This window comes from Mycobacterium sp. BK086, assembly GCA_004362315.1.
Lineage (GTDB): Bacteria > Actinomycetota > Actinomycetes > Mycobacteriales > Mycobacteriaceae > Mycobacterium.
In genome coordinates this window covers 971,198-994,078 of the sequence record SNWL01000004.1, presented here as the reverse complement: position 1 = coordinate 994,078, position 22,881 = coordinate 971,198, and the positions used below count along the sequence as shown (strand labels likewise).

Here is a 22,881-nt window from a genome sequence, read left to right as displayed (position 1 = left end):
CCAGGGGAAGCTCGGTCAGTACCCTCGAACAGTCGCCCGTACGTGGCGATACGGCTGCGACCGGGATTCGGGACCGCGCCGGTTTCGAGCGAGACCAGAGCTTATAACGAGCAGTGGCGTTCGTCTGGGTACACGCGTAAGCGTGTCCACCGGATAGCGACTGCCATACGACGAGGAGATATAGCCGTGGCCAAGGGCAAGCGGACCTTCCAGCCGAACAACCGGCGCCGGGCGCGGGTTCACGGCTTCCGTCTGCGTATGCGCACCCGTGCCGGGCGCGCCATCGTGACGGGCCGGCGCCGCAAGGGGCGTCGTTCACTGACTGCCTGATCCACGAGATCAGGCGGCGTGCTCCCGGCTCAGTTCCGGATGACACGGTCTGCGGAGTTCGGCGCCACCATCAAGCACGGGGTGCGAGCGGCGCAGCCGGACATCGTCGTGCACGCACGACGTGAGTCCCAGACCGACGGCGGACCCCGAATCGGTCTGGTGGTCGCCAAATCCGTGGGCAATGCCGTCCAGCGGCATCAAGTGTCCCGCCGGCTGCGGCATGTAGCCAGAGCGGTCCTCCCGGATCTCACGCCAGACGAGCGCATCGTGATCCGTGCGCTGCCCACCAGCCGCCACGCGATGTCGGCTCGGTTGGAACAGCAGCTGCGCACCGGCATCCGTCGCACCCACGATCTGATGGAGAAGGCGCGGTGACCCACCTTCCGGTCCGAGCGCTGGTCTTCCTCATCGAGCTGTACCGCCACACCATCTCGCCACTGCGCCTGCCGACATGCCGGTTCACGCCGACATGTAGTCAGTACGCCGTGGACGCGCTGACCGAATACGGGTTGATCCGGGGGAGTTGGCTCACCCTGATCCGGCTGGGGAAGTGCGGACCGTGGCATCGGGGAGGATGGGACCCAATACCCGAGCGGTGCCCGCAGGCGCCCGGGGCCGATGTCGACAGCGACAGCAGGAGCATGCATGTTTAATTGGTTCAGCCTGGACGTCATCTATTACCCGGTGTCGGGGATTATGTGGCTCTGGTACAAGCTGTTCGCCTCTTTCCTCGGGCCGGCCAACTTCTTCGCCTGGGCGCTGTCGGTGATGTTCCTGGTGTTCACCCTTCGCGCGCTGCTGTACAAGCCGTTCGTCCGCCAGATCCGTACCACCCGGCAGATGCAGGAGTTGCAGCCGCAGATCAAGGCGCTGCAGAAGAAGTACGGCAAGGACCGCCAGCGGATGGCGCTGGAGATGCAGAAGCTACAGCGGGAGCACGGGTTCAACCCGATCCTGGGCTGTCTGCCGATGCTGGCTCAGATCCCGGTGTTCCTCGGGCTGTATCACGTGCTGCGGTCGTTCAACCGGACGCAGCACGGCTTCGGCCAACTCGGCCTTTCGGTGGAGGAGAACCGCGCCACCGGTAACTACTTCTTCAGTGCCACCGACGTCGGGCACTTCCTCGACGCGAATCTGTTCGGAGCTCCGCTGAGCGCGAGCATGACCCAGACCTCGGGCCTGGAGGCCTTCAAGAACTTCGACTTCAGCCGACCGGCGGTCATCGCCGTCGGCATCCCGCTGATGCTGCTCGCCGGTATCGCCACCTACTTCAACAGCCGGGCCTCGGTCGCGCGCCAGAGTCCGGAGGCTGCGGCCAACCCGCAGACCGCGATGATGAACAAGCTCGCGCTGTACGTGTTCCCGCTCGGCGTCGTCGTCGGCGGACCCTTCCTGCCGATCGCCATCATCATCTACTGGGTGTCCAACAACATCTGGACGTTCGGTCAGCAGCACTACGTCTTCGGCAAGATCGAGAAGGAAGAAGAGGCGAAGAAGGAGGAGGCGCTGGCTCGCCGTTCGGCGAACGCGCCGGCGCCCGGCGCCAAGCCGACCAAGCCGAAGAAGGGCGTTGCGGCGACCAACGGTGCTGCCACTGAATCTGCCGATACCGAGGACGCGGCCGAAGCGGTTGAGATCGACACCGACACGGGCACCGAACTGGGATCGGACAAACCAGCGGCGGGTGGCGCGGCCAACCGCACACCGCGCCCGGGGACGCGGCCCAAGAAACGTAAGCGTTGACCGGAGATAGCTCCGGCTAAAGAGGGAGAGACACATGACTGAAGCGGAAATCACCGACGTGACCGAGACCGATGCAGCGGTGGATGAAGTCGCGGAGCAGGGTGCCGAAAAGGGCGAGGACTTGGAAGAGCGCCTCGTCGCCGAGGGCGAGATCGCGGGCGACTACTTGGAAGAGCTCCTCGACCTGTTGGACTTCGACGGCGACATTGATCTCGACGTCGAAGGCAACCGCGCGATCGTGAGCATCGACGGCGGCGAGGACCTGTCGAAGTTGGTCGGGCGCAAGGGCGAGGTTCTCGATGCATTGCAGGAGCTGACCCGGTTGGCCGTGCACCAGAAGACGGGGGAGCGCAGCCGGCTCATGCTGGACATCGCGAACTGGCGCCGTCGCCGCCGGGAAGAGCTGAGCGCCCTGGGCGATAAGGTGGCCCGCCGCGTGCTGGACAGTGGCGAGCGTGAAGAGTTGGCACCGATGACGCCGTTCGAGCGCAAGATCGTGCACGATGCCGTTGCGGGTGTCGATGGTGTGCACAGCGAGAGCGAGGGCGTGGAGCCGTCGCGCCGCGTCGTCGTCCTTAAGGGCTGAAGTTACATCGGTGTAGTTCTAGCTTCGGCGGCCGAGAAGACCGGAGGATGTTTCACGTGAAACATGGCGTTGCGCCCCCACCTCCGACGGCCGCCGAAGTCGTTTTCGGAGACCGGGTCGGCCTGGCCCATCGCTATGCAGATCTGCTCGCCGGGCCCGGTGTCGAGCGCGGGTTGATCGGTCCCCGGGAAGTCGAACGGCTGTGGGAACGGCACATCCTCAACAGCGCCGCGGTCGCCGAGTTGGTTCAACCGGGTGAGCGGGTTCTCGATATCGGCAGCGGCGCCGGCCTGCCCGGTCTGCCGATCGCTATCGCGCGGCCCGATGTTCACGTCGCTCTGATCGAGCCGATGTTGCGGCGGACGGAGTTTCTGGACGAGACCATCGCAGCGCTGGGTCTCCCGGTCGAGATCGTGCGCGGGCGAGCGGAGGAACCCGGCGTGCGCACTCGGGCCGGGGGAGCGGATGTCGTTGTCTCCCGGGCGGTCGCGTCTCTCGAGAAGCTGACCCGCTGGAGCCTGCCGTTGTTGCGCCCAGGCGGTCGCATGCTGGCGATGAAGGGCGAGCGCGCCGAGGAGGAAGTCGTCGAGGGACGGCGCGGAATGGCTTCGTTAGGCGCAACCGATGTGAGGGTGATGAGATGTGGCGAGAGCTATTCGGATCCACCCGTGACCGTGGTGATCGCGGTGCGGGGGGAGCGAGCGTCGGGCGGGAAGCGGCCAACACGATCGTCGGAAAGAAAGGGATCATGACTGTCCCATCCAACCCGAATCCAGCGGGGGCATCCGGTACCGATGTTTCACGTGAAACATGGAACCCGGCCGACAACTACGAGACGCCCATCGGCGCGGCTGCCGAGCGCGCGATGCAGGTTCTTCACACGGTGGCCGGCCAGCTGCCACGTCCTCGTCGGCGCCGTGTCTTCACCGTCGCCAATCAGAAGGGCGGCGTCGGCAAGACCACGACAGCGGTGAATCTGGCCGCCGCCCTCGCGGTCCAAGGACTCAAGACCCTGGTGATCGATCTCGACCCGCAGGGCAACGCGAGCACCGCGCTGGGGATCGCCGAACGGCAGTCCGGCACGCCGTCGTCGTACGAGGTGCTCCTTGGGGAGATCCCACTGCAGGCGGCGGTCCGGCAGAGCCCGCACAGCCCGCGACTGTTCTGTGTGCCGGCGACCATCGACCTGGCCGGTGCGGAAATCGAACTCGTCAGCATGGTCGCTCGCGAGAACCGGTTGCGCAACGCGCTGGCCGCACTCGACGATTCCGACTTCGATTACGTCTTCATCGACTGCCCGCCGTCGCTCGGGTTGCTGACCATCAACGCGCTCGTCGCGGCACCCGAGGTGCTGATCCCGATCCAGTGCGAGTACTACGCACTGGAAGGTGTCTCGCAGTTGATGCGGAACATCGAAATGGTCCGGGCGCACCTCAACCCGCAGCTGACCGTCTCCACTGTCGTCCTCACGATGTACGACGGCCGTACCAAGTTGGCCGACCAGGTCGCCTCCGAAGTCCGCAACTACTTCGGCGACAAGGTCCTGGGAACGGTGATCCCGCGAAGCGTCAAGGTGTCCGAGGCACCCGGATACAGCATGACGATCATCGATTATGACCCCGGCTCACGCGGTGCGATGAGTTACCTTGACGCCAGTAAAGAGCTCGCGCAACGGGCGACCCCGGCATAAGTGGAGGCACACATGTCATCGAAGAGCAAAGGCGGCCTGGGCCGTGGTCTCGCCTCGCTTATCCCGACCGGACCGGCCGACGGCGGTCCGCGCCTGGGCGCGGCGGCGGCCGATGTCGTGATCGGCGGCGGGGCCCCACTGAATGTGGACAGCGTCGGGGCGGTCTACCGCGAGATCGACCCTTCGGCCATCGAGCCCAATCCGCGCCAGCCGCGCCACGTCTTCGACGAGGAAGCGCTCGCCGAACTCGTCCACTCGATCCGCGAGTTCGGTCTCATGCAACCGATCGTGGTGCGCGCGGTTCCCGATGCCGCACCCGGAGCACCCAGTCGCTACCAATTGGTAATGGGGGAGCGGCGGTGGCGCGCGGCCCAAGAGGCCGGACTGGCGACCATTCCGGCGATCGTGCGGGAGACCGCCGAAGACAATCTGTTGCGCGACGCACTGCTCGAGAACATCCACCGCGTTCAGCTGAACCCGTTGGAAGAGGCGGCGGCCTACCAACAATTGCTCGAAGAGTTCGAAGTCACCCACGATGAACTCGCCGCCCGTATCGGCCGATCGCGTCCGGTCATCACCAACATGATCCGGTTGCTCCGGTTGCCGATCGCCGTCCAGCGACGGGTCGCCGCCGGCGTGCTCTCGGCCGGGCATGCGCGGGCGCTGCTGTCCCTGGAGGCCGGCCCGGAGGCTCAGGAAGAGCTCGCTGCCCGCATCATCGCCGAGGGTTTGTCGGTGCGGGCCACCGAGGAGGCGGTGACTCTGGCCAATCGGTCGGAGGCGAAGGCGCCGACCGCGCCCCGTCGCAAGCCGATCCAGATGCCGGGGCTCCAAGATGTCGCCGAGCGGCTGTCGAGTACCTTCGACACTCGGGTGACGGTGAGCCTGGGGAAGCGCAAGGGCAAGATCGTCGTCGAATTCGGCTCGGTGGACGATCTGCAGCGCATTGTCGACATGATGAACCGGCCCGGAGCCTGAAAAAACAGGTACGGCGATACCGGGTAGTTACGTCACTGTGACGCCAGCATCGGCCAGCGTTCGCTGCCTGCCCCGTGGATCGAGGAATCGTACAGTGCCCCAACATCTTTCGCCCCAAAGGAACTTTCGGCAGAGTTGCCGGGCCACTACTGGCACGTTCGGTATCGGCTCTCCTATTCTGAAGGGGCGCATGCGCGCATTTGCACCGCGTGAAAGCCGGGGAGGCTAGTGTCCGTTCGCATCATGCCGCTGCGACTCGAGGCGTTCGAGCAATTGCCGAAGCATGCCCGCCGGTGTGTGTTCTGGGAGCTCGACCCCGCGACCCTCAGCGCCGGTGACTATCTCCCCGACCCCGAGTTCGAGAAGGAAGCATGGCTGTCGATGGTCATGCTGGAGTGGGGGTCATGCGGTCAGGTCGCGACGAAGGCGCCGGCCGAGGGCTCGGAGTCCGACGATGAAGAACCGTGCCTGGGCTACGTCTTGTACGCGCCCCCGCGTGCGGTCCCGCGCGCGGCGCGATTCCCGAGCGGACCGGTGAGCGCCGATGCCGTCTTGCTGACGTCGATGGGAATCGAGCCCGGGCAGACCGACGGGCTGACGCACTCGTTGATCAGTCAGGTGGTCACCGAACTCGTCCGCCGCGGCGTGCGGGCACTGGAGGCGTTCGGTCGCACCGCCGACGCCGACGAACTGCTCGTCGATGCGGCGGATCCCGAGCTGCGCACGGCCATCGAAGCGTTGGGGGACTGCTCGTTCGACCAGTGCATGATCGGTGCCGATTTTCTGCTCGATGCCGGCTTCACCGTCGTCGCGCCGCACCGGTACTTCCCGCGGCTGCGGCTGGAACTCGACAAGGGGCTGGGCTGGAAGGCCGAAGTCGAGGCAGCGCTGGAGCGGTTGCTCACGAGTGCCCAACTGCAGCAGCCGGTCGGCGCCGGTGCGGAGATTCGCGGCTAGCGGTCTAGAGCGATCAGAGGGCGGGCCGGGCCTGCTCGACCGACAGCTCGTGGGCGAGAAGTTCGGCGAACGTGAAAGTGCCTGTGGGCCGGTCGTTCTTGCCCAACAGGTAGAGCCGCTTGACGGCGGCCAGGATGCCCTCGGCGATCGAATCGCGGGACTGGTTGGTCACCAGCATCGAGCGGTCACGCGGGTTGGTGATGTAGCCGACGTCGACCTGGACAGTAGGCATTCTGGTGAGCCGCAACAGATCCCAGGTCCGACCGTGGGTCCGGCAATCACGTAAACCGGTGCGCGCCACAACTTCTCGCTGAATGAAGTCGGCGAGGTTGCGGCCGATCGTCGAGACCGAGCCGTGCGAGCTGCCGAAGTAGAACGAGGCCACTCCATTGGCTGACGGGGTGGGCTGGGTCTCGCAGCGCAGGCTGATCATCAGGTCGGCCCCGACGGTATTGGCGGTAGCGGCCCGCTCGGCATCCAGCGGACTGCGGCTGGCCGGCCGGGAGATAAAGGTCTCCATGCCGATCGCCGTCATCCGGCCTTCGAGCCGACTTGCCAAGTCCCACAGGATGTCTGCTTCGCTGATCGGCCCGTCGGGACCGTTGGTGATCACTCCGTGGTCGTTACCGCCGCGGCCCGGATCGATGATGATCCGCTTGCCCGACAGCCTGGGTCCCGAGCGGCGGACCAGCTCCTCCTCACGGATGGCGTGCAGCGAACCACCGGTGACTCGCGAACCCAGAAAGTACAAGGAGCGCAACGTCTCCGGGCCGCAGATGCCGTCGGCGGCCATGCCGTACTCACGCTGGTAGGACATCAGCGCGTTGTGCGTCTGCAACCCGAAGTAGCCGTCCACCAGCGCGGTGTAGAAACCGAGTTCCTGCAGCTTGGACTGCAAGGTGGCGACGTCGTCGCCGTACATCGGGGCGCCGAACTGGTGCACCAGGGTGCGGGCGCCGAGCCGGTAGGAGGCTTCCTTGAGGGCGCGGTAGGTCGCTTCGCCGACGATGCCGTCGACGAGCAGGCCGCGCCGCTGCTGGAAATCGCGCACCGCGTGGTCGAGATCGGCGTCGAAGACGTCGGCGGCCACGTGCCGTCCGGTGGTGAGGTTCTCGTCGAGCCCGTCGACCAGACCCAGTGCCGCCAACGCCGTGCGGATCTCGACGACGGCGGCGCTGCGGTCACCGCGGCGCAAGACATCATCTCGGCCGCTCCGGTTCCAGGAGGCGTCGCCCCCAGAACCGTGGCGAAGACTCGACATACAGGGCCCCTCGGTCACCGTTGTCAGCTGGCTATTCAAGCCCTGACGATTGCACACAGGCTAGGAGGCATTCTCTCAGAAGCCTGCCGCATTCCGGAAAACGGCAGGCGAAGCCGCCTGTAACGGAATCGTCTCGGTCTTGAAGGTGATCTAGACGACGTCGGCGATCTCGCGCAGCAGGGCAGCCTTGCCCTTGGCGCCGACGATCCGCTTCACCGGCTCGCCGTCCTTGAACAGGATCAGCGTCGGGATCGAGACCACCTGGAAGTCGCGTGCGGTCGCCGGGTTGGCGTCGACATCGAGCTTGGCGACCTTCAGCGAACCGGCCTTCTCGGTGGCGATCTCCTCGAGCACCGGGGCGACCATGCGGCACGGGCCGCACCAGGTGGCCCAAAAGTCAACGAGCACAGGGGTATTGCTGGAAAGGACGTCCTGGCTGAAGGAGTCGTCGGAAACCGTTACGGTCGCGCCGCCGTCGCTCATTGGTGTGCTCCAATCATCTCGGTGTGTGCAGTGTCGTCGGCATCTGCCAGCCAGCGCTCGGCATCGATCGCGGCCGAACAGCCCATCCCCGCGGCGGTGATGGCCTGCCGGTAGGTGTGGTCGACCAGATCGCCGGCGGCGAACACGCCGTCCAGCGAGGTCGCGGTGGTCCGGTCGCGGACCAGCACGTAGCCCTCCTGGTCGAGGTCGACGGCGCCGCGCACCAGCTCGGAGCGGGGATCGTGGCCGATCGCCACAAACACGCCCGTCACCGGCAGGGTGGACTCCTCGCCGGTGAGCACGTTGTGCACGCGCAGGCCGGAGACCGTGGTGTCGCCCTCGACGGCATCCACCGCGGTGTTGGTCAGGAAGGTGATCTTCTCGTTCTCGCGGGCACGCTCGAGCATGATCCGGGAGGCCCGGAACTCGTCGCGCCGGTGCACCAGGGTGACGCTGCGGGCGAAGCGGGTGAGGAACGTGGCCTCTTCCATCGCCGAGTCGCCGCCGCCGATGACGGCGATGTCCTGGTCCTTGAAGAAGAACCCGTCACAGGTCGCACAGGCGCTGACGCCGCGGCCGAGCAGTTCCTGCTCGCCGGGCACGCCCAGATACCGGGCGGCCGCACCCATCGCGAGGATGACCGACCGGGCCAGGAAGGTCTCGCCTTCGCCGGTCACGACCTTCTTGACGGGTCCGTCCAGCTCGACGGATTCGACATCTTCCATCCGCAGGTCGGCACCGAAGCGCAGCGCCTGCTCGCGCATCTCGTCCATCAGCTCCGGACCTTGGATGCCCGAACGGAAGCCGGGAAAGTTCTCCACCTCGGTGGTGGTCATCAATGCGCCGCCGAAGGAGGTGCCTTCGAACACGACGGGCTGCAGCTGCGCACGGGCGGCGTAGATCGCCGCGGTGTAGCCGGCGGGGCCCGATCCGATCACGATGACGTCATGAACGTTGTTGGCGCTCATACCAGCCTTTCTGCCCGGTCCCGGGCTGCAGGCGAATCGCCTGCGCGTCGGGTGCCTTATGGGCACCTGGTCAAACAACAGGGTAGGCCGCGCTGTTCCCGGCCGTGCACTATGGGCGGCGCACGGTCGTGTCGGCGATGAGTCCGGTGTCGACCGCGCTGCAATTCGCCGAGACCGTCACCCCGATGATCACGTCCGGCTGGTCGCCCGGCAACACCAAGATGATCGCGGGGCGGCCGTCGACCTGCAGGGTCTTCGCGCCCAGGACCTGCACCGAACCGGAGTAGCCCAGTGCGCTCAGGCACGCCGCCCGGCGCTTGGGGTCGGCCAGCGGACCGAAGTCGGGGCTGCGGGCGATCAGTCCGTTCAGCTCACGACTGGAGATCGGCATCTTGGGCGTGACGGTGATCATGCTGGCACTGGTCACGGTGCTGGCGGTGGGACCGGTGGACTGAAGAAGCGCCGCGGTGCCGAGACCCACTGCGGCCAGCACGGCGACGACACCGGCACCGGCCGCGATCAACCGGCCGTTGCGGATGGCCGGTCGCCGGGCGTGGGCGGCCGGGCCGGTGGACGCCGGGGTGACGGTATGCGTTGGCTCCACCCGACCAGTGTGCCGGGTCGGATCCGGCGCACGGCCATGTCAGCCCAGCAGCCCGGTCAGTCGTGCCCGCGCGCGGGCACGACGGCTCTTCACGGTGCCCTCGGCCACCCCCAGCAGCGCCGCCGCATCGGCAACCGAATACCCATGCATATCGACCGCCAGTACGGCCGCCCGCTGGTCGGCAGGCAGGCGCATCAAAGCGCGACGCACCACCAGCACGGTGTCCAGCTCGGCTGTGCGGTCCATGCTCGGCCCGTCATCGGTCAGCGCGATCGTCGGGTGCGTGACGGCCCGGCGCAACCGGTCCAGACATGCATTGAGCACGATGCGGTGCAACCAGCTGCCGACGGCGGCGTCGTGACGAAATGAGGCAGCACCGCGGTGCGCGGCCAGCATGGCGTCCTGCATCGCATCCGCGGCGTCCTCGGGGCTGCGGGTGGTGCGGCGGGCGAGGTTGTACAGCCGGCGTTGGTGGCGACCCAGGAGCTCCTCGAATGCGTAGCGGTCGCCGGCCACGTGGGCGGCCAGCAGTTCGGCGTCGCTGCGAACGACGACCGGGCCGAGAGAGCTGAGCATGGCCGGACGGTATGTGCGCCGGCGCGGGCGGGCACTTCACCCAAGGCACAGCCTGTTAGGAACTAGGACGCGGCTTTGACCGTCAGCCCGGAGATCTCGGTCTTGTTCTTGCCGTCGGTGGTGCCCATCGTCGAGATCCACACCACGAGGTAGGTCGTCGGATCCTTGGCGTTGACCTGAATCGTGTTGGCGCCCGGCTGCAATGCAGTCGGCTGGCTCAGCACGGTGGTGTCGTCGAGGGTGGTCGGGTTGGCCGAGGAGGCCGCCCGGATCTGCACCTGGGTGCCGGTGCTGGGCACCGTCAACGACACGCTGCCGACGGTGGTCGCCTGCGGTAGCTGCAACAGCAGCCCGACGCCGTTCTTGAAGTTGGGGAACGGATTCGGATCGGTGTAGGTGTCGGTCGGCCAGCCCGGGCCGCTGGATAGAGCGAGGTCGGCCTTGTCCGGATTGTCGGCACCGCCGCCCGGTGAAAAGACGGTCACCTTGACGGGTTTGACGGTGCTGCCGCTGGCGGTCTCGCTCTGGCTCTGCGATGTCGAGGGGTTCAGGCCGAGCTGATCGCCCTTGAGCCCACCACCCACGTCACCGAAGATGCTGGACAGCACCGAAGCCAACACGATCAGGGCGATCACCAGGATCGCGGCGCCGACCCCGACCCCGATCAGCAGATTGCGCTTGCGCCGGGCCTGGGCCTCGGCGTCGGGTGCGGCATCGGGCCGCGAGGGTACCGGTCCGACGGGTTCGACCGGCTCGATCAGGTCGGTGCGATCGGCCAGCGCGGTGGCCTGTTGCAAGAGATTCAAAAGTGTTGGGGCTGAACGGATACCGCCACCGACCTGGACCGAGCGAGCTGCTGCCGCCGAGATCTGGAAGGGGATGGCACCGTCGATCGCCCGGGGCTCGAGGGCCTCACCGGCAGGGTCGGTCTCGGCGGGCTGCAAACCACTGGGCACGCCCTTCTCCGGCAGCGGCCAGCGATCGACCAGCAGGGCATACAGCGCGGCGCCGATCCCGCGGATGTCGTCCTCGGGGGTGGCGCCGGGCATCGTCGCGGGAAATGCCAGCGCGACATCGCCTTCGATGCTGACCCGGACCCGGCTGGGATGGTCGATGGACAGTGCCACACCTTGACCGTGGGCGGCATCTGCCGCGGCGGCCAGGGACTGCACGGCCCGTGCGCCGCCGATGGCCGACGGCGAGGTGTCGGCGACTTCCTTCAGCGAGCCGCCCCGGATCCATTCGGAAACCACCAGACCGCCGGTCCCGGTGTTGGCGACGTCGAGCACCCGGGCGATGCCAGGCCGTTCGACGCGGCTGAGTTTGAGTGTGCGGGAAAGGATTTCCTCGACCTGTGCGTCGGTCATCGTCCGGTCGGGGTCGACGAACGTCAGGGCCACCTGCCGGTCGAGGGCGGTGTCCAGCGCCTGCCAGAACTGCAAGCCCGGTGGGCCGCCGTGGGAGACCAGCAGGCGGTAGCGGCCGCCGGCAATGCTCGCCCCGGGAATGAGGTGGGACTCGTCATCGTCGGGCGTGGCGGTGGGTTCCATCGCGGGTTCGCGTGGCGGATCGAAGGCGAGCGGTTCGCGCGTGGGATCGCCGGCGAAGTCGGCGTTCGGCTGTTTCGGCGGCACCGACGGCGGCACCGTCCCGACCTGTACCTCGGCATCAGGTACGTCGGGCTGGAAGTCGTCGGCGGCCTGGCGCGGAATCTTCGTGGTCGCGTCGCCCGTGGAATCGGCGGGAGGCATACCCGAGGGTTGGTCGTTCACCTCCGGTCCTTTCCGCGTCGCGTCCGAGATTCCGGACGAATTGCTGTGCTCAGGGTACGTGACCGGGGTGCGGACCTGCGCCCGGTCGAGCGCAGCAAGGGGAGTCACCACGACCGGCGGGGTCCGGGTGATCCGCCGTTTGACCGCGCTCCAGGCGGCGACCGCGTCCGGAACCCGCGCGGCCAGCATCACCGCGCCGAGGATCGGCAGCATGATCAGACTGAGCACCACCAGCCGCAGCAGCGACCCGACGCCGCCGGCGTGCTCGGTGAGCGCCTGCAGGCCCAGCAGCCGGTCGATGACGTAGGCGATCAATCCGGCCAGCAGCGACGCGGCCGTGGTGACCAGGATCGTGCGGACCACATCGAGGTCCAGCAGCTTGCCGCGCGGCGGCTTGAGAGCGCGGTTCAGCAGCAGGTAGCCCAGGACGGCGCCGGCCAGGAAACCGATGCCGTTGGCCAGGCCCAGATAACCGGCGACCATCTCCTTGTCATTGGTCAGATGCGGAGCAACCACCGATGCCGCGATCTTGACCACGGTGATCGCAACGATGATCAGGATCGGCGTCCACGGTTGTTCGCGGGCGTAGAACACCCGCAGCTGCAGCAGCACCAGCGCGTAGGGAATGAGCGTGAACGCCGACAGGCTGATCGCCATGCCGAGGTAGTTCGCGTCGACTTCGCCGAACTTGCCGTAGGCGAACAGCGCGCTGCCCATCGCCGGGCCGCCGACGGTCATCAACGCCACGATCGGGATGAGGGTCACCATCGTCAGTCGGGTCGCCAGCGACAGGTCGGCCAGCACCGCGGTGGTGTTGTCGGCGGCGGCGTTGCGGCTGAGCCTCGGCATCACCACGGTCAGCACGGTGACGCCGATGATGCCGAACGGCAGCATCAGCACCAGCCAGGTGTAGTTGTAGATCGCCGGGCCCGATGCCGCGGCGGTGCTGGCGATCTGGTTGACGACCACCAGACCGACCTGGCTGATCAAGACGTAGAGCACCATGGCGCCGGCCATCGTGCCGAACCGCTTGAGCCGATCGTCGATTCCCCACAGCGGGCGCAGGCTGATCCGCTCGGCGCGGATCGCCAGCCACAGCACCATGGTCTGGGCCACCACGCCCAGCGTCGTGCCGATACCGAGCACCAGCAGCTTGGCGTTGCCCATCTCGACGGGATCGACCGACAGCGGGCCCGGCACAAGGAGATACAGGCCGAGGGTGGCGATCGCGACGACGTTGTTGACCACCGGAGCCCACGCCGGCGGCCCGAACACGTTGCGGTTGTTCAGGATCGCCATGAACACCGACGACAGTCCGTAGAAGATCACTTGCGGCAGAAGCAGATACGCGAACGCGGTGGTCAACGGCTGGTTGACCTGCGGGTCGTGGCCGAGCATCAGGCGCACCAGCAGCGGGGCCGCGGCCACCGACAGGATGGTGGCGACCAGCAGCAGTGTGGTGGCCAGCGTGACGAGCCGGCGGACGAAGGCCTCGCCACCGTCGGGGTCGTCGCGTTCGGCGCGCGCCAGCACGGGCACGAAAATCGCGGTGAACGTGGCCTCCAGCACCAGCGCGGCGATCAGGTTGGGAAGCTGATTGGCGACGGTGAACGCACTGGACAGCGCGGCGCCGAGGATGGCGGCCAGCAGCACGATGCGGATGAACCCGGTGATGCGGCTGATCAGGGTGGCCAGCGCCATCCCCCAGGAGCGCGATACCACCGCGGCGTCGGAGAGCTCGGCGCGTACCGCGCGGGTGCGGGGGCCGGGCCGCACGTAGGCGACCGGCCGGCGGGGCGGCGGCGTCATTCGCGGCCCTCGGCCGCGGCCCGCCGGGGGCGATCCAGGTCGGCGGGATCGGGTTCGCCGCGGAACCGGTGGTAGAGCCGGCGTCCGACGAGCAGCGCCAGCACCGTGCCACCGATCAACGTGATCGCGAACAGCACCTTGCCGTAGGCATTGGAATGCACCGAAAGGCGTACTGGCTCACCGAGTTGCAGCCCGTCGGGGGTACGTAGCGCGACGTCGACGGCGACCCGCTGGGTGAAGTGCACCTCGATCGGAACCCGCAGCGGGAGATAGCCGGGCGGCACTTCCTGCTCGCCGAGATCGGTGACGGTCATTCCCGGGGGTGCGTCGACCTGTAGGCGCACCCGGATCGGCACGGCCAGGTCGTTGCGCACCGCCAGCGGCAGCGGGCTGTGCTCGGTGGCCAGCGTGTACGACCCGCCGGGGTTGACGATCGTGACCGCGCCGAACAAGTCGTTGATCGTGGTGCCGACCGCGCCCAGCCGGCGCCGGGCCAGGTCGTTGCGCTCGTCGGCCGGCTCGGTCTGGCTCAGCGCGCGCAGCATGTCCTCGCGCAGTGGCGCGGTGTACTGCGGCCCGGTCAGCCCGGTCCGCGGATCGGTGGTCAGCGCGGCGGTCAGGCCCCACAGCCGGCCGACCTGGCCGGTGATCGTCGAGACGACGTCGTCGTCGAACTGGCCACGGCTGGCGCCCGGGAGCTCGGCGCCGGGGCTGGCGGCGTCGGCCAGCGTCGGCGACTGGGTGATCACCGCATCCAGCGGCCGGGCGACGGCCAGCCCCGAATGGATCGTGGTGGCCAGTGCGGTCAACATCGACTGGGCGTCGCTGGGCTGCGGGCTCCACTTCAACGGCGGCAGCAGGATCTGGGTGCGGGGTTCCGCCGCCGGCTGCAGCGACCGCCAGAGCATCGACGCGACGGCGTCCTGGCGCCGGGCGACCGTGGAGTCGTGGTCGAGTGGGACGTTCAGCGACGAGTCGAGGTAGGTAGGGAGATCGGGGTCGGTCCCGACGGCGGCCAACGCGGCGCCCACGGCCGGATCGAACGGCGCCATCACCACCTGAGGGGACAACCGGCGGGGGGTCACGTCGGCGATCATCGGTTCCCCGGTCGAGGAATCCTGGGCCGAGCAGTCCGCGGCGGCGATCGCGACCGTCGACCCCTGGCCGCTGAGCAGGTCGACCGCGGGCCGGGTCAGCGGACCGTCACCCAGGATCGTGGCGCCGCGCACGGAGGTCACGCCCAGGATCTGATCGATGATGTCGCCGGCCGCGCCGGTCGCCGCGGACTTGAGTCCCGCATCGCCGACGCGTTCCAGAGCGCCGAGATCGGCCTGCGCATACGGGGTGGGGGCGACGCACATCCGTTTGGCCAGTCCGCGCAGCTTGTCCAGCCAGGCCACCGCGGCGGCCTGCCCGGTGCCCGGATGGGCCGCGGCGCCGAGCCCGTCGGGCGCGTCGGCCACGACGTAGCCGGAGGTCATCGCGTTGACCGTCACCAACAGGTCGGGGTCGACAGCCAGGCAGAGCGCGCGGGCGGTGTCACCGCCGGGATCCACGGCCGGGCTGGTGGCGAACTCCACCGCGGACAGCAAGGTGTCCAGCCGGCCTCCTGCGGCCAAGGACACGGCCAGGTCGTCGTTCATCAGCCGTACCGGTGTGGTGCCGCCGGGCACCCCGGGCGCCAGCCGCGGCTTGTCGGCCAGCGGCCAGAACATCGTCACCGCGACGGGCTTGGTGGTGTCGGGGGGCACGACGTCGGCGACGGTGTCGGTTGCGGGGTCGGCCGCCTCGGGCGGAACGCCGAGGACCGGCAGCAGGAACCGGGCGTCGTCGAGCCGGGCCGCGTCGCCGTAGTCCGGTGTGCCGTTGATGTTCACCAGCAGCGGGTACACCCCGGGCTTGTCGATGCCTAGCGACGGCGCGGTGCGCGACCGGATCGGGTAACTGAAGGTGAACCCGACGGCCTGACCGCGCTGCATCTCGGGAGCGACGGTGGTGAATTCGCCGACCGGCTGGAACTGGTCGTTGGCGCCGTCGAGGTTGGTGCGCAGGCCGGCCGAGGAGGTCACTGCACCCGCGTGTTCCAGACGGGCGACGACGTCGCGTACGGGTCGGTCGCCCACGTTGGTGACGGTGCCGGTGACGGTGACCATCGGCTCACTGGTGGTGGTGATCAGATCCGGCGACACGCTGTCGATGCGAACCTGGAGGAACGGCGTCGATCCGGGTTCGCCTGCGGCGGCAGGCGCGGTCGTTGGCATCGCGAGCAAGGCAAGTACACCGAGGATCACCACGATCCGGGGCAGAATGCCGACCCGCCTCGGCGTGGTCACGTTCCCGGTCCGCAGCCGTTCGTCCGCGGGCCGGATTGACGCGGCCCGGCGTCGTCGGAGCGACGGTTGCGGGTGTGTGAATGCGTTTGGGGGCGTCGGCGCGGGCTGGTGCGCGGCAGCGGGGGCAGTGCGGCGACACCGTCGGACTGCAGCAGCTGGATCAGTTCGCCGGCGATCTCGGCGAGCTTGCGCTCATCGGCGTAGGCCAGCCGCTTGGGAAGTTCCCCGACGGGCACCCAGGCCACCTCGGTGACTTCGACGTCTTCGTCGCACAGTTCACCACCGGAGAACTGCATGAGGTAGTGGTGCACGGTCTTGTGGACGCGGCGGCCCTCGGTGACGAACCAGTAGTCGATGCTGCCGAGCGCGGCCAGCACCTGACCGCGGATCCCGGTTTCCTCGGCGACCTCGCGAATGGCGGTTTCTTCCGCGGTCTCGCCCTGTTCGATGTGGCCCTTGGGCAGTGACCACAACATCCGCCCGCGCCGGTCGACGCGGCCGATGAGTGCGGCGACCTGAGCTTCGGGTGGGCCGTCGATGCCGTCGATGACGAGTCCGCCCGCCGACGTCTCGTGGACGGTGCGCAGCCGGGCGGGCGCGCGTCGTGATGCGCGGGGCCGCCCCGGTTTGCCCGGCGGGGGCTGGCCGTTGCCGTTGTTGGGGGTGGGCGCGGGCACTGCGGCGCCGGAGGATTCAGTGGTGGCGGTGTCCGCTGCGGTGGGATTTGCCGGACCAGCCGCGCGACGGCCGCGGCGCCGACCCCGGCGCCGTCGTGGTTTGGCCTGTTCGCCGTCCGACACCCAAGCGATAGTAGCTGGCACGGCATGGCCGCCCGTCCGCACTCGCCGGTAGTGACTCACCCATCTGCCGCTGGGTCCGATGGTCGTCCTCCTCCTCAGGCGCCGGGGCGCCTGCATCGTCGGACGACTAGGCTCACGCCACGTGTCCGAAGCCACCCACGACGTCGAGCTGCTCGCCCGAGCCCTCGTCGCGCTCAACCAACACGGTGAGGTGCTGCGCGGAATCGGCGCGCGGTTCGCCGAGGCGGGACACGAGCTCTACCTCGTCGGCGGCAGTGTGCGCGACGCTTTTCTGGGCCGGCTGACCGCGGACCTGGATTTCACCACCGACGCGCGGCCCGATGTCATTCAGAAGATCGTCCGGCCGTGGGCCGACGCGCTGTGGGACACCGGCATCGAGTTCGGCACCGTCGGGGTGGGCAAGGGCCTGGGTCCGGACATGGACCGCCTCGAGATCACCACCTTCCGCGCTGACAGCTACGACCAGGTGTCGCGCAACCCCGAGGTGAAATTCGGCGACCGGCTCGAAGACGATCTGGTGCGCCGCGATTTCACCGTCAACGCGATGGCGGTGCGCATCACCGCCGACGGGCCCGGCGATTTCATCGACCCGCTCGGCGGCCTCAGCGCGTTGCGTCAGCGCGTCCTCGACACCCCGTCGGCCCCCGAGATCTCCTTCGGCGACGACCCGTTGCGGATGTTGCGCGCGGCGCGGTTCGTCTCGCAGCTGCGCTTCGACGTGTCCGACCGGGTGCGGCAGGCGATCGGGGAGATGGCACCGCAACTCGGCCGCATCACCGTCGAGCGGGTGGCCGTCGAACTGGACAAGCTGCTGCTGGGAGCCGACCCCGTCGCCGGGCTCGACCTCATGGTGCAGACCGGGATGGGCGATGTGGTGCTGCCCGAGATCGGCGGCATGCAGATGGCCATCGACGAACACCATCAGCACAAGGACGTCTATCAGCATTCACTGACGGTCTTGCGCCAAGCCATGGAGCTGGAGGAGCAGCCGGATCTGGTGTTGCGCTGGGCGGCGCTGCTGCACGACATCGGCAAGCCGGCGACGCGCCGCCACGAGGCCGACGGCGGCGTGAGCTTTCACCACCACGAGGTGGTCGGCGCGAAGATGGTCCGCAAGCGGATGCGGGCGCTGAAGTACTCCAAGCAGATGGTCGACGACGTCTCGCAGCTGGTCTATCTGCATCTGCGGTTCCACGGGTACGGCGACGGCAAGTGGACCGACTCGGCGGTGCGGCGCTACGTCGCCGATGCCGGACCGCTACTTCCCAAGCTGCACAAGCTCGTTCGGGCCGATTGCACCACCCGCAACAAGCGGCGCGCGGCCCGGCTTCAGGCCAATTACGACCAGCTCGAGACCCGCATCGCCGAGCTGGCCGCCAAGGAGGATCTGGCACGGGTGCGCCCGGATCTGGACGGCAACGAGATCATGCGGCTGCTCGACATTCCGGCCGGCCCACAGGTCGGGCAGGCGTGGAACTTCCTCAAGGAGCTCCGCCTGGACCGCGGCCCGCTGTCCCACGACGAGGCCGTCGCCGAGTTGCTCGCCTGGTGGAACGCGAAGGACGATCCCGGCGTCTAAGCCGGGTATGGATTACTGCCTGGGATCTGGCGACGGATCGGCGACGATGTTCAGCGGACAGCCCGCGGTGGATATCGACGGCGACGGTGAGCTCGACGGGGTGCGCCTCGATATCGACGGTGATGGGCTCTACGACGACGCACTCGCCGATTTGGACGATGACGGCCTGGCCGACCACGCCGCGTTCGACCTCGACGACGACGGCAGCAGCCAAACCCTGTACACCGACGACGGATCCGGCACCTGGGCACTGACTCCGGCGGGCCCGGGTGGTCCGCTGCGCTGGTTCGGCCTCGACGGTGTCGAGCACACCGCAAGTGGCACAGTCGATTTCGACGGTGATGGCCGGCCTGATCGGCTACTGGACGTCGATCGGGACGGGTTGGCCGATCGGGTGCTGAGGGCCGGCTCCGACGGCGGTTTCGATACCGGTTACGTCGACACCGACGGCGATGGCCGCTGGGATCTCACGTTGGTCGACACCGACGGTGACGGTGCGTCCGACGACGCCAGTCAGCTGTAGGCGCTCTCCGCGGGCACCGTGCAGATCCCACCCGACTCCAGGAGCTCACGCGCGGCATCCCATTGCAGCGGTTGGTGATAGAGGAAGCCCTGGCCCGTTCGCGCCCCCAGATCCAGCAGGGTGTCGCGCTCGGCGATCGTCTCGATTCCCTCCACCACGAGGTCGAGGGTCAGCGCGCTGGCCAATGACACCACCGACTGCACCACGGCCCGCTGCTTGGCGTCACCCTCGTCGAGGGCGGCCGCGAATGACCGGTCGAGCTTGATCTGATCCACCGGTAGCGTGCGCAGCTGGGTCAACGACGAATAGCCGGTGCCGAAGTCGTCGAGGGAGACGCTCACCCCGGCATCGCGTAACCGGGCAAGGGTGGGGTGAGCGACCCGCAGGTCGACCAGGGCGTGTTCGGTGAGCTCGATGATCAGCGATTCCGGTGGCAGCCCGGCGGTTTCGAGCAGGTGCAGGACCTCCTCGGCGAAGCCGGGCTCCCGGACCTGGCGGGGCGACACGTTGACGGCCATCGTCAGATCGAGCGCCAGTCCGTCGGCCCGCCACTGGGCCAGGGTGCGGATCGTCTCGCGTAGCACCCAGCGGCCGATCTCGACGATCATGCCGTTGTCCTCGGCCAGCGGAATGAACGCACCGGGGGTCAGCAGCGGCAGCCCGGGCCGGTGCCACTGCAACAGCATCTCGAAGCCGATCACGACACCGCTGTCGAGCATGACGATCGGCTGGGCGCGCAACCGCAGTTGGTCGCGTTCCACCGCGTGCCGCAGCGCGGAGTCGAGGTCGAGGCGTTGGGCGACTTCGGCTTCGAGAAGGGAATCGAAGACGTTGATGTGGCTGCCGTCGGTGAGCTTGGCCCGGTACATGGCGACGTCGGCTTCGCGCATCAGTTCGGCCCCCGACACCGTGGATTCGTCGGCGAAGGTGATCCCGATGCTGGCGTCGACGAACGCCTCCTTGCCGTCGATCGTGTACGGCGCGCTCAGCGTGGCGCGGATCCGCTCGGCCAGCGCGATGGCCTGGGCCCGGTCGGGCAGTTCCGGGCACAGCACGACGAATTCGTCGCCGCCGAGGCGAGCCACCGTGTCGGTGTCGCGGATCGTTCCGGACAGCCGTCGCGCGGCCTCGATCAGCAGCTCGTCACCGCCGGCGTGGCCGATGGAGTCGTTGACCATCTTGAAGCGGTCCAGGTCGCAGAACAGCAGTGCCAGTGGGGTTCCGCGGCGGCGGGCCAACAGCAGACTCTGCGACAGCCGGGCCAACAGCAGGCTGCGGTTGGCCAGCCCGGTCAGAGCGTCGTGGCTGGCCTGGTAGGACAGCCGCCGCGCCGACGCGTCGCGCTCGAGCGCCAGGGTGATGAGGTCGCGGCAGCGCACCAACGCGGTGTGGGCCAGGTCGTCCAGAGCTTGCGGGTCGCCGAACACCTCGAGCATCCCGGCGGCGTCGGCGGTGTCGTTGACCGCGCCGGTCCACGCCGGCGTCGCCGACACGTCCGCGCCGATCGGGTAGACCACCGAGCGCGGACCCATCGCGATGCGGACCGCCGGAGCCCCCGACACTTCGGCGGCCAACTGCACGATCTGGCGCAGCACCGACGGCACCGGGTCCGCGGTGGCGATCCGTTCGAGAATGCGCGCCTGTCCGCGTTCGAGTGCGGAGACCCGGTCGAGGCGGTCCTCGGTTTTGCGCAACGCCTCCCGCTCGTCGTCGAAAGCCCTTCGGGCCGAGCGGTACTGGCGCACCACGTTGGCGGCGACCCACCACAGCAGCGCCGCGGCGAGCACCAGAGCGGCGATCAGCATGGTCAGCTGGATCACCCCGCCGCGCAGCAGGCCCTGTTCGGCGAGCCGATCGACGCGGTGCAGGCCGGACGGGCTGCCGGCAGCCAGCGCATGGGTCGCCTCGGAGAGCACCTCGGCGCGGGGCAGGATGGTGTCGGCCCACTCGGCACGCTCGTCGGGCGGCAGCACCCCGGGCGGCGCCTCGGCGATCACACTGTCCAATGAGGTTAAGGCCCAACGGTATTCGGGCGTGGTCGACTCGGCAGCGCTCACCCCGTTGGCGGCGATCACGCCGAGCCGCTGGGCGAGGAGCGCCCGCGAGATCTGAACCTCACGCCGTGGCACGACGCCGAGCAGGTATTGCTGCGCTTGCTCGATGTAGGTGAGTGAGTCGCGCACGGTGAAGAAGGTGTTGGTGCTGACGGCTTCGCTGCGGGCGTTGTGGTTGGTGAAAGCGCGCTGCTGAGCCGAGGATTGGACGCCGACCACGACCAGCGCGATGAGCAGTAGCACCAGCACGCCCGCCACCACCTGCTGGCCGCGGTTGAGCGTGAGTCGTGGGCCCGGTGGGGTGAGCCAGTGATCGCTGATCATGAGCCGGGCCCGCTCGGCGTCTTGACGATGATCGCGGCCAGGCTCCAATTCCAGGCGTCGAGCACCGACGACAACGGGGTTCCGTCCGGGAAGACGATTCGGATCGGCCCGCCCTGGTCATACGGGATGGGCGTGCCGTCGCGATCGGTCGCGATCAGCGCGTCCGACTCGATCATGGGTTTGGCGGCGCTGATGTAGTGGTAGTCGTCGAGCCCGATCGTGTCGATCGTGGCCGAGTCGGGGATGCCGGCCTTGCCGAGGACCGCGGCCAGCGGAACGCCGCTGTAGGTTTCCCGCCGTTTGACGAAGGGTTCATCGAGGGTGACCGTCGTGTTGCCCAGGGCGTTGAGCTTGTCCAGGGTCAGCGACAGCGGCGCGCTACCGCCCTTGACGGTCAGTACGGGCTCGGTCGCGGCGGGCGCGTCGATCGTGCCGCCGCCGTAGGGGTTGGTCGTCGGCGCTGCTGCCGGAGTGGGGGAGGCCGCGGCGGTGTGTTGGGGAGTGGGGGTGGTGGTCGCGCAGGCGGCCGCTCCCATGATGCTGACCACCCCCGCCGCGACGGCGGCAGGGAGGCGGATACGCATGAACGGCGATGATACTGCCCCGGGCAACCTTTTTCCGTCTTCGTCAAAATGCGCTGGGCATGCGCAACGACGCAGAAAACAAACAGAGAGCAAATCGATAAGTAAATCTAGGCGTTCAGCCTGTGGTGCGTTATCTGCCCCTACCCGGTGGCCCGGCGAAAGCCTGGGCGATTTCCAGCCACTTCGTGGCGTCAGCGCCTTCGCCGACAACGTCGAGTTCAGCAAGGGGTCGGCGCTGGGTGACCAGGAAGCAGAAGTCGAGCGCGGAACCGGTGACCCGCTGGCCGGCGTCTTGCGGACCCCACGTCCAATGGCTGCCGTCGGGGGCGGCGAGGTCGACGTGGAACGGCTCGGCGGGCGGGGTCAGCTCGTGCACGGTGAACGCGAAGTCGCGGGTGCGCACACCGAGGTGGGCGATCGACTTCAGCCGTGCCGACGGCACCACCGGCGCACCGAGGGCGTCGGCCACATCGAGGCCGTGCGCCCAGGTCTCCATCAAGCGCGCGGTGGCCATGGACGCCGCACTCATCGGCGGCCCGAACCAGACCAGCTTGCGGCCTTCGGCCACTGCCCGAAGCGCGGTGTGCAGCTGCGTCCGGGTCTCGCGCCACTGCGCCAGCAGCTGGTCGGGCGGGGTGAGCGCTAACTCGTCGGCAGCCTTGTCGACGAAGCCCAGCGGATCGGCCGCCGCCGCGGTGAGCACCTCACCGAATGCGGGCTCGTCGGTGATCGATATCAGCGAGGCCCGGTCCGTCCACATCAGATGGGCGATCTGGTGGGCGATGGTCCAGCCGGGCGCCGGGGTGAGCTGGGCCCAGCCCGTGGGGTCCAGCGGTGCGACCAAGTTGTCGAGGGCATCGCTTTCGTCGCGCAGGTCGTCGACGATCGGGTCTGCGGCAGCCATGG

Annotated in this window: 22 protein-coding genes; 11 read left to right on the top strand and 11 right to left on the bottom strand. The window is 68.3% G+C overall.

The genetic code is table 11. The features are described 5' to 3' along the window. The first annotated feature begins 186 nt into the window (after nucleotides 1-186). The 9 genes from rpmH to EV580_RS15455 all read left to right on the top strand — a co-directional run bounded on the left by rpmH (nucleotide 187) and on the right by EV580_RS15455 (nucleotide 6,284). Nucleotides 187-330 (top strand): 50S ribosomal protein L34, encoded by a 144-nt coding sequence (gene rpmH / locus EV580_RS15495; RefSeq protein ID WP_005142265.1) that lies wholly within the window; start codon nucleotides 187-189, stop codon nucleotides 328-330. An 18-nt stretch (nucleotides 331-348) separates the two neighbouring features. Beyond that, entirely contained in the window at nucleotides 349-705 is a 357-nt protein-coding gene (gene rnpA / locus EV580_RS15490; protein WP_133692032.1) for a ribonuclease P protein component, read from the top strand. After that, a complete protein-coding gene (yidD, locus tag EV580_RS15485) occupies nucleotides 702-983 on the top strand; it encodes a membrane protein insertion efficiency factor YidD (RefSeq protein ID WP_133692031.1) in 282 nt (93 codons plus the stop codon). The genes rnpA and yidD overlap by 4 nt, the downstream gene beginning before the upstream one ends. Next, entirely contained in the window at nucleotides 976-2,073 is a 1,098-nt protein-coding gene (yidC, locus tag EV580_RS15480) for a membrane protein insertase YidC (RefSeq protein WP_133692030.1), read from the top strand. The genes yidD and yidC overlap by 8 nt, the downstream gene beginning before the upstream one ends. 34 nt (nucleotides 2,074-2,107) lie before the next feature. After that, nucleotides 2,108-2,659, top strand: a complete 552-nt coding sequence (locus tag EV580_RS15475; RefSeq protein WP_166654715.1) for a Jag family protein — start codon at nucleotides 2,108-2,110, stop codon at nucleotides 2,657-2,659. Nucleotides 2,660-2,706: 47 nt separating this feature from the next. After that, nucleotides 2,707-3,411 (top strand): 16S rRNA (guanine(527)-N(7))-methyltransferase RsmG, encoded by a 705-nt coding sequence (gene rsmG / locus EV580_RS15470; protein ID WP_133692029.1) that lies wholly within the window; start codon nucleotides 2,707-2,709, stop codon nucleotides 3,409-3,411. Then, complete coding sequence (locus tag EV580_RS15465; protein ID WP_133692028.1) at nucleotides 3,300-4,349, top strand: ParA family protein; 1,050 nt, start codon at nucleotides 3,300-3,302, stop codon at nucleotides 4,347-4,349. The genes rsmG and EV580_RS15465 overlap by 112 nt, the downstream gene beginning before the upstream one ends. 12 nt (nucleotides 4,350-4,361) lie before the next feature. Continuing rightward, nucleotides 4,362-5,327 carry a ParB/RepB/Spo0J family partition protein gene (locus EV580_RS15460; protein ID WP_133692027.1) on the top strand — a complete coding sequence of 322 codons (966 nt, stop codon included), beginning with the start codon at nucleotides 4,362-4,364 and terminating at the stop codon, nucleotides 5,325-5,327. A 228-nt stretch (nucleotides 5,328-5,555) separates the two neighbouring features. Then, on the top strand, nucleotides 5,556-6,284 hold the full coding sequence (locus tag EV580_RS15455; protein ID WP_183504050.1) for an acetyltransferase: 729 nt from the start codon (nucleotides 5,556-5,558) through the stop codon (nucleotides 6,282-6,284). Between the two features lie 13 nt (nucleotides 6,285-6,297). Here the strand turns inward: EV580_RS15455 and EV580_RS15450 are convergent, their stop codons facing one another. The 8 genes from EV580_RS15450 to EV580_RS15415 all read right to left on the bottom strand — a co-directional run bounded on the left by EV580_RS15450 (nucleotide 6,298) and on the right by EV580_RS15415 (nucleotide 16,890). Beyond that, nucleotides 6,298-7,545 (bottom strand): N-acetylmuramoyl-L-alanine amidase, encoded by a 1,248-nt coding sequence (locus tag EV580_RS15450; RefSeq protein ID WP_166654714.1) that lies wholly within the window; start codon nucleotides 7,543-7,545, stop codon nucleotides 6,298-6,300. Between the two features lie 150 nt (nucleotides 7,546-7,695). After that, complete coding sequence (gene trxA / locus EV580_RS15445; RefSeq protein ID WP_133692025.1) at nucleotides 7,696-8,028, bottom strand: thioredoxin; 333 nt, start codon at nucleotides 8,026-8,028, stop codon at nucleotides 7,696-7,698. Next, the gene (gene trxB / locus EV580_RS15440) at nucleotides 8,025-8,996 is read right to left on the bottom strand and encodes a thioredoxin-disulfide reductase (RefSeq protein WP_133692024.1); all 972 of its coding nucleotides are present in this window, start codon (nucleotides 8,994-8,996) and stop codon (nucleotides 8,025-8,027) included. The genes trxA and trxB overlap by 4 nt, the downstream gene beginning before the upstream one ends. 109 nt (nucleotides 8,997-9,105) lie before the next feature. Beyond that, nucleotides 9,106-9,600 carry an RsmA family anti-sigma factor gene (locus EV580_RS15435; RefSeq protein ID WP_133692023.1) on the bottom strand — a complete coding sequence of 165 codons (495 nt, stop codon included), beginning with the start codon at nucleotides 9,598-9,600 and terminating at the stop codon, nucleotides 9,106-9,108. A 39-nt stretch (nucleotides 9,601-9,639) separates the two neighbouring features. Next, nucleotides 9,640-10,176 carry an RNA polymerase sigma factor SigM gene (gene sigM, locus EV580_RS15430; RefSeq protein WP_133692022.1) on the bottom strand — a complete coding sequence of 179 codons (537 nt, stop codon included), beginning with the start codon at nucleotides 10,174-10,176 and terminating at the stop codon, nucleotides 9,640-9,642. 62 nt (nucleotides 10,177-10,238) lie between these two features. Next, on the bottom strand, nucleotides 10,239-13,757 hold the full coding sequence (murJ, locus tag EV580_RS15425; protein WP_133692021.1) for a murein biosynthesis integral membrane protein MurJ: 3,519 nt from the start codon (nucleotides 13,755-13,757) through the stop codon (nucleotides 10,239-10,241). After that, nucleotides 13,754-16,090 carry a DUF6049 family protein gene (locus EV580_RS15420; RefSeq protein ID WP_133692020.1) on the bottom strand — a complete coding sequence of 779 codons (2,337 nt, stop codon included), beginning with the start codon at nucleotides 16,088-16,090 and terminating at the stop codon, nucleotides 13,754-13,756. The genes murJ and EV580_RS15420 overlap by 4 nt, the downstream gene beginning before the upstream one ends. Beyond that, the gene (locus EV580_RS15415) at nucleotides 16,087-16,890 is read right to left on the bottom strand and encodes an NUDIX hydrolase (protein ID WP_183504038.1); all 804 of its coding nucleotides are present in this window, start codon (nucleotides 16,888-16,890) and stop codon (nucleotides 16,087-16,089) included. The genes EV580_RS15420 and EV580_RS15415 overlap by 4 nt, the downstream gene beginning before the upstream one ends. A gap of 142 nt (nucleotides 16,891-17,032) precedes the next feature. Between EV580_RS15415 and EV580_RS15410 the strand changes: the two genes are divergently transcribed. Continuing rightward, a complete protein-coding gene (locus tag EV580_RS15410; RefSeq protein ID WP_133692018.1) occupies nucleotides 17,033-18,490 on the top strand; it encodes a CCA tRNA nucleotidyltransferase in 1,458 nt (485 codons plus the stop codon). A 7-nt stretch (nucleotides 18,491-18,497) separates the two neighbouring features. Then, on the top strand, nucleotides 18,498-19,013 hold the full coding sequence (locus EV580_RS15405; RefSeq protein WP_133692017.1) for a pullulanase: 516 nt from the start codon (nucleotides 18,498-18,500) through the stop codon (nucleotides 19,011-19,013). On the opposite strand, the gene EV580_RS15400 is transcribed toward EV580_RS15405, so the two are convergent. The 3 genes from EV580_RS15400 to EV580_RS15390 form a co-directional block, all read right to left on the bottom strand. After that, nucleotides 19,004-21,391: a putative bifunctional diguanylate cyclase/phosphodiesterase gene (locus EV580_RS15400; RefSeq protein WP_133692016.1), complete on the bottom strand. Its 2,388-nt coding sequence runs from the start codon at nucleotides 21,389-21,391 to the stop codon at nucleotides 19,004-19,006. The genes EV580_RS15405 and EV580_RS15400 overlap by 10 nt on opposite strands. After that, nucleotides 21,388-21,975, bottom strand: a complete 588-nt coding sequence (locus tag EV580_RS15395; RefSeq protein WP_133692015.1) for a molybdopterin-dependent oxidoreductase — start codon at nucleotides 21,973-21,975, stop codon at nucleotides 21,388-21,390. Before EV580_RS15395 ends, EV580_RS15400 begins: the two co-directional genes overlap by 4 nt. Before the next feature lie 130 nt (nucleotides 21,976-22,105). Beyond that, nucleotides 22,106-22,879 (bottom strand): TIGR03084 family metal-binding protein, encoded by a 774-nt coding sequence (locus EV580_RS15390; protein WP_133692014.1) that lies wholly within the window; start codon nucleotides 22,877-22,879, stop codon nucleotides 22,106-22,108. Between the last annotated feature and the right edge of the window lie 2 nt (nucleotides 22,880-22,881).